Here is a 6,823-nt window from a genome sequence, read left to right on the forward strand (position 1 = left end):
AACGGCCTCCGGAGCCGTGTGCGCAGGTTCGAATCCTGCCGGGGGCACCTCGAAGAAGGTGCCAAAAGACCCCGCCACCAGCAGAAACGCTGAGTGCGGGGTCTTCTTGTTTGTGCAGTCGTATGCAGCGCTGAGCGGCCCTAGGACGGGGTCTGTGGACTATTTGTGGACAGGATCTTGGAGCGTTTGCCCAGGTCAGCCCCAGCAAACGCCGACCCCGGGGCAACACAGCCTCGTCACCGTCGCGACCGCGTGCTCGGTATTCTCGGCCAGGATCTCCACGACGAGCACCGACATACTCAATGTGCAGGTCTGGCCTGCAGGAACGGACGACGCCTGCTGCTCCTCGGTTCCGCTGAGAGTGGGCATGCCAGAGCCTCCACACCGGCATCCAGCCGTGCAGAGGCTCTGAGGGCAAAAAGCAGTCCCCGGTAGTACTGCGCGTGTCCTGAAGCTTCAGTCGTCACTGTCGCCTCGGTATCGCGCCGGCTTGCCGGGGGCCTCAACCACATCCTGTCCAAATCACTACGTCGACTAGACGTCCTGATCGACTTTGTGACTCTTTCGGTGTTGTGGCCTACTCACCAGGATGCGCACTAAATGTCGTGAGTCAATAGCTTTTGTGCAAATTCCGCAGGGAACTTCCTGCGATCACCTTCGACTGCGGCATCCGGCTCGCCCGCGGGTCGACGGGGAGCCGGTCGCGGCCCCTGGGTCACAGGCCCAGGGCGATGGCCACGCGGGTCAGTTCGGCGGTGTTAGTGATGTTGAGCTTGGCCCGGATACGGCGCAGGTAGGCGTCCACAGTGTGAGTGGACAGGCCCATGTGGCGGGCGGTCTGGAAGTAGGTGCGGCCAGCGGCGATGTGCCGGAGCGTCTCGCGCTCGCGCGGAGCCAGCGCGGGGGCGGGGGCCTCGGTGTGCGCAATGGCGAGGGTGGTGCTCATGGTGCTGTCCTCCGGCGAGGGGTCTGACCGTTTAGGGCGATTTGCCCTGGTTTCTTCAGATTGCTCGCCGGACGTCATGGCCGTGTCCGCCGACTGTCACAGGCGTGTCACAGGGAAAGGCGGAATGGTTTGAATCAGGCCAGCTCGTCGCCATCGCACCCGTCTCCCCTCGCCCAGGGCTACGCGCAGAGGTCTGTGGACTATTTGTGGACCGGATCTTGGAGCTTTTACCCAGGTCAGCCCATCTGACTGACGATGGGGGCTGCGCATGCGCATCGCCGCGTCAGGCCGGGTTGCTCTCCTAGGAGCTGCCTTGGACGCGGTCACAGCCCGGCGTGCCAGTCCCGCTCCAGATCGCCTGTGCCGAATACGCTGCGAAGACGTCCGACCTGGCGGCCTCGACAACACGGATGCGCGGAATGCCGCCTGGTAGCGGCTCTTCACGTGGGCCGGGACGGCGCAGCTGCCGGATACGGAAGGGGTGTGGCATGAGATCCCCGAGCGTGCACCTACGGGAGATCACTGACGACGACCGGGATGCCGTCCGTGCCCTACGCGTCCGACGTGACCAGAAGCAATTCGTCGCCTCCGTGTCCCACTCCCTCAAGGAGGCGGCGAAGAAACCGGAGGCCAATCCCTGGTACCGCGCCGTGTACCGCGGCGACGAGCCAGTCGGCTTCGTGATGCTGTCGTGGAAACCGCCGGCCGGTCCTTACAAAGGGCGGCACTTCCTCTGGCGCCTCCTCGTCGACAAGCGGTACCAGGGGCGAGGGATCGGCCGAGAGGCGCTCACGCAGGTCGCCACCCTGGTGCGCGCGGACGGCGCCACCGAGCTGCTGACCAGCTACGAGCCCGGCGACGGCGAACCGTGGCCCTTCTACCAGAAGTTCGGGTTCGAGCCCACCGGGGAGATCGACGACGGCGAGATCGTTCTGCGACTCACCTTCCCCGCGCGGTGAGCTGTTTTACACAAGCGCGGACGGTTTTGACCTCAGATGGTCACACGGCCAAAAGGCTGGTGGGCACCTGGAAGTCGATGCCCGCCAGCTGCATGTCCGCCCCAAGTGGCCGTTACCCCGCATTTGGCCATTCCTCCGGAGGCTCTGGCGGCTCCCAATCCGCCTGCAACTGCCGCTCCGCTCGCCGCCCGTTCTCCGCTCGCAGCATCGTCAACCACGGCCAAAGGTCCGGTAGCCGTTGTGTCGAGCAGGCCAGCCGGTGCTCGATACGGCACCGTTGAAACGGATCTGGCGGACACACGCCGTAGACGGTGACCCGACCGTCGGAGAGCTCGATCCACCGATGCTCCGCCGGCACCGTATGGGCCAGCGGAGTCATGTCCGGTTCCAGCAAGACCCATTCATGCTCAAGCGTCGCCACTCGGTCCTGCAACAAACCGCAGTACGGGCAGCGCAACTGCCCACCATTCAGTCGACGCGGCTCCCCCTGTAATAGCCCCATAACGCCAGAGTCGACAGCTCGGCGGCGCATGCGTAGAGCGCGAATCGGACGAGACGCATGTGGCAGCCAACCACTGGCGAAACGGAACACGACGCGGCAGGTGCTACGAGCAACAAGAAGCCGAGGGCGTGCGGCTTGTACGCGACGAAGCTCCCGGCCCATACGGGTCGGGAGCTAATGGCTCTGTGCCTCATCACTCGTATTCGCGCAGCAACTCTTCGATCTTGCGGTTGGCGATTTCCTGCCGCCCATCAATGCATTTGGCATAGCGGCTCAGCAGGACCTCAACACTGTTGCCGGCGCGTTCGGCCACCTCGGTCGGGTCCACTCCGGAGTTCAGCCATGTCGACAGCGCCGAGTGTCGGAGGTCGTACGGTCGGTCAGCGAGCGGCGAGGCGACCGCGGCCGGCGGAAGCGCCAGCGCCCGGGCCTCCTGCCAGACGCGGTAGTACGTCGAGGAGCCGACCACTCCCCCGCGCTCGTTGGTGAACAGTCGTCCGTCCTCGGCAGTGCCGAACGTGTCGAGGTGCTGCCGGAGGATGGCGACGAGTTGGGGCGGGATCGGTACAAGCCGGACCTCTTCGGCCGGCCGATTCTTCAGACCTCGATCATCGTGGGTCTCGCCCGAATCCGTCCACTGCTTGCCGACACTGGGGCGCGTCCGATTCAGCAGGGCCGTCCCCCAGCCGGTCTCTGGCAGTTTCAGGTCTGCTTTGGTGAGGCCGACAGCCTCAGCGGGGCGGAGGGCTCCGTAGTACATGCAGGCGAACAGGCCGACGAGTCGACGACCACGCGCACGACGGTACCCACCGATGTACGAGACAGCAGTGAGCAGCGAACGCGCCTGCTCCGGGTTGGCCACCACTCGGGGATCAACCTCCCCGGCCACCTTCGGTTTCTTCCAGCGGATACCCGTGATCGGATTCTCTTTGAACTCTCCAAGATCTACCGCGTAGTGCAGTGCGTTGACGAGTGTCCGTCGCTTGCGCCGTACGGTCTCCGCTGCTGCCGCCGTTCCGTCGAGCTTCAGCTTGAGGAAGTCCAGCACAGCCCTACCGATCGCGGGGTCACCGAGGTCAGAGAGAGGGCGCGACGCCTTGGCGACCCAGTGCAGCGTGTTCGCCACCTCGGTCGGCAAATCACGACCCTCCGGGCCAGGAAGAACGAAAGCCCAGTTCCGCAACGCCCTTCTCAGCTGCTCATCGGACGGCCGCCCCGGACGATCGTCGAGAAGGGCCACCGTCACGGCGGTCAACGATTCGTTGATCCCGTTGCGCGTGTTCGGAGCCGCATGCGGCCACTTCATCACCAGGTACTCCAGCGCGAAGGCATACCAGGTCTTCGAAGGTGCCTTTTCGACCAGTGAGTCAGGCAGTCCTGTCACCGTGTCGAACTCTTCGCCCTCACGGGTGGCAAGGAGGAGCTTGGAACGGAAGTGGTCTGCAAGGCCCTTGGTGCGGAACTGTTCCGAGAACACGCTGCCGGCAACAGTCCATCGGACGTCATAGGACGGCTTCTTGGTGTTCCGCTTCCGTACACCCCAGACCTTCACATCGAGAGACCTCATGCGGCCGCCGATTCTCGGGCGTTCAGCCATGCATTGAAGTCACTGCGCCAGACACGCAACTCACCGTTGGGCAACTTGAACGCCCGGGGTGCGTCCCCCAACTCTCGCCAGCGGTAGAAGGTCCGTCGGGAGATTCCTTTGAGTTCGGCGCACACCTCTCGAACGGTCATCAGCTCATCTTTCACGTCAGCTCTCCTTCCTGTGCGAGTTGGTCGCGTAGGGCTTCGCGGGCGGTTTCGCGGTTGAGTTGGAGGTCGCGGGCGATCGTGGCGGCCAGCGCCGATTCGCCGGGGGTGTGGCCGTGGCCGGCGTACTGCCAGTCGGCCAGGATCAGGACGGTGTCCGGCTCGACGTCGTCCAGGCCGAGGGCGGCGTGTTCCTGTGCGGCGCGGTAGTCGGCACGTGCCTGGCGGAGGGCGCCGAGGGTGGTGGAGTAGCGCCGGGACTTCGAGCTGAAGTGGCCGCGGAAGCCGAGCATGTGCGCCCAGGCCCAGAGGCGCCGGTCGGGGTACAGCTCGTCCAGGTCGCGGCAGGCGGTGATCAGGCGGCGGGCGTGGTCGGGGACGCCGTGGCGGTCGAGTTCGGACAGCTCGCCGATGCGGCGGTCGAGGGTGCCGGTGTTCTCGGCGGCCTTGGTGGCGTACTTGGCGACGTAGGAGGCGACGGCCTGTTCGGTGATGTCCGAGCCGTCGCCGAACGCCTTCACAGGGCGGATGTCGAGCTGTGGGCCCCACTGGAAGGTGCGGGCGGCCTGGTCTCCGGCAGCAGGCACGCTCACGCTGCTGTACGTGTGCACCGCGGCCGCGCGGATAGCGTCCGTGAGTAGGTCGGTCGTGGCCCAAGACGCCGGCGGAGAGTCGGGGCCGTCGGGTCCGTCGAGGCGAATCACGGCGTGGAAGTGGACGGCGCCCCGCTTCTGGAACTCAGCCACCTTGCCGTAGGACAGGCGACAGACTTCCTTCAGTTCGCGCTGGGTGAGCCCGGCGCGGGCGGCGATCTCGCGGCGGAGCCGGTTGGCGAACCGCACCCAGAGCTCTCCGGCGTGGTTGTTGAACAGCACCGCGCCCGCGTAGTCGTACGTTTCCGGGTCCAGGGCCGTGCCGAGGGCGGGATCGTCTGCGGCGTGGTGGGTGCCGCAGCGGCAGACGCCACGGTCGGGGCGGTTGTGAACCGGGCCGAACGAGGGTGCAGTGAAGGTGGCGAAGACACGGGGATGATCGCGGACCGTGGCCGGGATGTCCTTGTCGTCGTCTCCGGCGAGCCCCGCCCGGATGAGGTGGTAGGTGTCGCCCGCGTACGTCCAGGCGCAGGACGGGCAGCGGGAGGCGCGGCGGTTGCCGCAGGCGAGGCGGAGGCGTCCGCCCGGCTCGTTCTCGGTCGAGTAGTGGTGCAGCAGCTGGCCGGTGGTCTTGTCCTTATGCAGGACCCAGCCGATCAGGTGGATAGGGTCGGCGCAGCCGCCAGTGCGGCGGATCTGGTCTTCCCAGCGGTGGTAGTCGTCGGCCGAGGCCACCCTCAGCAGGTCGCCGAGGGTGGTCGGGTCGAGCAGCGTCTCAGGCACGAGCGCCCTCCCGGACGCGGCGGGCGGGCAGGACGCCGAGGCCACTGCAGGCCGGGCAGTGCACGGTGATGGTCCGCAGGTGACCGCGGGCGTCGCGGCCGCCGAGGGTGACGGCGGCGCAGGCGAAGCCGTCGCAGTTCGGGCAGATGCGGGGCGCTGGCGTGCTGTGGTCGGTCATGCTGGAGGTTCCTTCCGGTTGCGAGATCGGACAGGGACGGCTCCCGGGCGGCAGATGCTTGGCGGTATCGAGGCCGCCCGGGGGCCGGTCAGCGGCGTTTGGCGTCGGCGGTGACCAGGGAGCGGATCACCAGGGCACAGATGGCCAGTGAGGCGCCAGTGATGGCGACGGCCAGGAGCATGGAGACCAGGACGGCGCCGACGACCAGGACGACGGCCGTGCCGCCGCCGACGAGAGCGAGCACGGTCCCGGGCGTGAGGTGAATCGTCGGGCGGGACGGTGCCGGCGCGGCCGAGGCCGGGGCAGGTGCCGGGTGGTGCTGAGCCACGGTGGTCGGCTCGACGACAGGGGGCGGTGAGCTGAGCCCGGTCGGGGTGGGCATGGTCGGGATCTTCGGGCGGAACATCGGTGATCTCCTCTCGTGGGCGGGTTACTTGACGAAGGCGTTGATGGCGGGGGCGAGGACGCTGTCGGCGAGGAGGAAGCCGCCGAGCAGGAGCACGGCGATGAGCCAGGCGGGAGGGCGGATGAGCTTGACGCCGAGGTAGCCGACGACGAGCAGGGCGAGCCAGAGCGGGACCTGCACGGCTCCTCCTAGCGGGCGCGGCAGCGGTGGGTGCGGGCGGCGAGCTGGGCGGCGGAGGCGCTGGAGTAGTCGGCGGACCAGCCGCAGCGGTCGGCGGTGCACACGGCGACGTGCTTGGTCTGGCCATTGCGGTCACGGTGGGTGCCGATCTGCACCGGGCCGATCTGCATCACGGAGTGGAAGTGGTCACGGGCGGGCATGTCAGTGGTTCTCCTCTCGGGTCGTGGTCGGGTCGGGGAAGCGGGCACGGATACCGGCGGCGGTGGCCGGGTCGGAGGTGAGCCGGGCGGCTTCCTCGGCGAGCAGGTGGGCGAGGTAGGGCCGACCGGCAGAGGTCATCTCGCGGGCGCCGTCGAGGTAGTCGGAGGCGGTCAGGTCGCCTGGGTCACGGGTCATGAGCCTGTCTGTCTTCCTGGTCAGGCGAGGTGGGCGGCGATGGCGTCGGCCAGGTGGGGCGGGACGCCGAGGCGGGTGCGCAGGGTGTCGGTGTCGATCGGGGAGCCGGTCCGGGTGCGGTACTCGTC

12 protein-coding genes and 1 pseudogene are annotated in these 6,823 nt (G+C 67.4%); 1 reads left to right on the forward strand and 12 read right to left on the reverse strand.

Annotated elements, in window-relative coordinates; all coding sequences use genetic code 11:
- Positions 1 to 195: 195 nt before the first annotated feature.
- The gene (locus BZY54_RS51050; protein ID WP_158103925.1) at positions 196 to 369 is read right to left on the reverse strand and encodes a hypothetical protein; all 174 of its coding nucleotides are present in this window, start codon (positions 367 to 369) and stop codon (positions 196 to 198) included.
- 346 nt (positions 370 to 715) lie between these two features.
- Positions 716 to 946, reverse strand: a complete 231-nt coding sequence (locus BZY54_RS28810; RefSeq protein ID WP_086728265.1) for a response regulator transcription factor — start codon at positions 944 to 946, stop codon at positions 716 to 718.
- Positions 947 to 1,434: 488 nt separating this feature from the next.
- Here BZY54_RS28810 and BZY54_RS28815 point away from each other — a divergent pair, with 488 nt between their 5' ends.
- On the forward strand, positions 1,435 to 1,905 hold the full coding sequence (locus tag BZY54_RS28815; protein WP_244217388.1) for a GNAT family N-acetyltransferase: 471 nt from the start codon (positions 1,435 to 1,437) through the stop codon (positions 1,903 to 1,905).
- Between the two features lie 112 nt (positions 1,906 to 2,017).
- Here BZY54_RS28815 and BZY54_RS53650 read toward each other — a convergent pair whose 3' ends face one another.
- The 10 genes and pseudogenes from BZY54_RS53650 to BZY54_RS53655 form a co-directional block, all read right to left on the reverse strand.
- Complete coding sequence (locus BZY54_RS53650) at positions 2,018 to 2,569, reverse strand: DUF6083 domain-containing protein (RefSeq protein ID WP_341868713.1); 552 nt, start codon at positions 2,567 to 2,569, stop codon at positions 2,018 to 2,020.
- Positions 2,570 to 2,600: 31 nt separating this feature from the next.
- Positions 2,601 to 3,974, reverse strand: a complete 1,374-nt coding sequence (locus BZY54_RS28825; protein WP_086728268.1) for a tyrosine-type recombinase/integrase — start codon at positions 3,972 to 3,974, stop codon at positions 2,601 to 2,603.
- Positions 3,971 to 4,144, reverse strand: coding sequence for a helix-turn-helix transcriptional regulator (locus BZY54_RS28830; RefSeq protein WP_086728275.1), 174 nt, complete (start codon positions 4,142 to 4,144; stop codon positions 3,971 to 3,973). Before BZY54_RS28830 ends, BZY54_RS28825 begins: the two co-directional genes overlap by 4 nt.
- 11 nt (positions 4,145 to 4,155) lie before the next feature.
- Positions 4,156 to 5,535, reverse strand: a complete 1,380-nt coding sequence (gene repSA / locus BZY54_RS28835; RefSeq protein WP_086728269.1) for a replication initiator protein RepSA — start codon at positions 5,533 to 5,535, stop codon at positions 4,156 to 4,158.
- Complete coding sequence (locus tag BZY54_RS28840) at positions 5,528 to 5,713, reverse strand: hypothetical protein (RefSeq protein WP_086728270.1); 186 nt, start codon at positions 5,711 to 5,713, stop codon at positions 5,528 to 5,530. The genes repSA and BZY54_RS28840 overlap by 8 nt, the downstream gene beginning before the upstream one ends.
- Before the next feature lie 88 nt (positions 5,714 to 5,801).
- Positions 5,802 to 6,119, reverse strand: a complete 318-nt coding sequence (locus tag BZY54_RS28845; protein ID WP_086728271.1) for a SpdD-like protein — start codon at positions 6,117 to 6,119, stop codon at positions 5,802 to 5,804.
- A 24-nt stretch (positions 6,120 to 6,143) separates the two neighbouring features.
- On the reverse strand, positions 6,144 to 6,299 hold the full coding sequence (locus BZY54_RS28850; RefSeq protein WP_086728272.1) for a hypothetical protein: 156 nt from the start codon (positions 6,297 to 6,299) through the stop codon (positions 6,144 to 6,146).
- An 8-nt stretch (positions 6,300 to 6,307) separates the two neighbouring features.
- A complete protein-coding gene (locus tag BZY54_RS28855) occupies positions 6,308 to 6,499 on the reverse strand; it encodes a mobile element transfer protein (protein ID WP_086728273.1) in 192 nt (63 codons plus the stop codon).
- Between the two features lies 1 nt (position 6,500).
- A complete protein-coding gene (locus BZY54_RS28860) occupies positions 6,501 to 6,695 on the reverse strand; it encodes a hypothetical protein (protein WP_086728274.1) in 195 nt (64 codons plus the stop codon).
- A gap of 20 nt (positions 6,696 to 6,715) precedes the next feature.
- A pseudogene (locus BZY54_RS53655) lies at positions 6,716 to 6,823 on the reverse strand (DUF2637 domain-containing protein); the annotation flags it as partial.

This window comes from Streptomyces carpinensis, from assembly GCF_002154505.1.
GTDB lineage: Bacteria > Actinomycetota > Actinomycetes > Streptomycetales > Streptomycetaceae > Streptomyces > Streptomyces carpinensis.

Bases quoted from the DNA above. Each gene is read 5' to 3' on its own strand.
- BZY54_RS51050 (WP_158103925.1), bottom strand. From the start codon at position 369: ATGCCCACTCTCAGCGGAACCGAGGAGCAGCAGGCGTCGTCCGTTCCT.
- BZY54_RS28810 (WP_086728265.1), bottom strand. From the start codon at position 946: ATGAGCACCACCCTCGCCATTGCGCACACCGAGGCCCCCGCCCCCGCG.
- BZY54_RS28815 (WP_244217388.1), top strand. From the start codon at position 1,435: ATGAGATCCCCGAGCGTGCACCTACGGGAGATCACTGACGACGACCGG.
- BZY54_RS53650 (WP_341868713.1), bottom strand. From the start codon at position 2,569: ATGGGCCGGGAGCTTCGTCGCGTACAAGCCGCACGCCCTCGGCTTCTT.
- BZY54_RS28825 (WP_086728268.1), bottom strand. From the start codon at position 3,974: ATGAGGTCTCTCGATGTGAAGGTCTGGGGTGTACGGAAGCGGAACACC.
- BZY54_RS28830 (WP_086728275.1), bottom strand. From the start codon at position 4,144: ATGACCGTTCGAGAGGTGTGCGCCGAACTCAAAGGAATCTCCCGACGG.
- BZY54_RS28840 (WP_086728270.1), bottom strand. From the start codon at position 5,713: ATGACCGACCACAGCACGCCAGCGCCCCGCATCTGCCCGAACTGCGAC.
- BZY54_RS28845 (WP_086728271.1), bottom strand. From the start codon at position 6,119: ATGTTCCGCCCGAAGATCCCGACCATGCCCACCCCGACCGGGCTCAGC.
- BZY54_RS28855 (WP_086728273.1), bottom strand. From the start codon at position 6,499: ATGCCCGCCCGTGACCACTTCCACTCCGTGATGCAGATCGGCCCGGTG.
- BZY54_RS28860 (WP_086728274.1), bottom strand. From the start codon at position 6,695: ATGACCCGTGACCCAGGCGACCTGACCGCCTCCGACTACCTCGACGGC.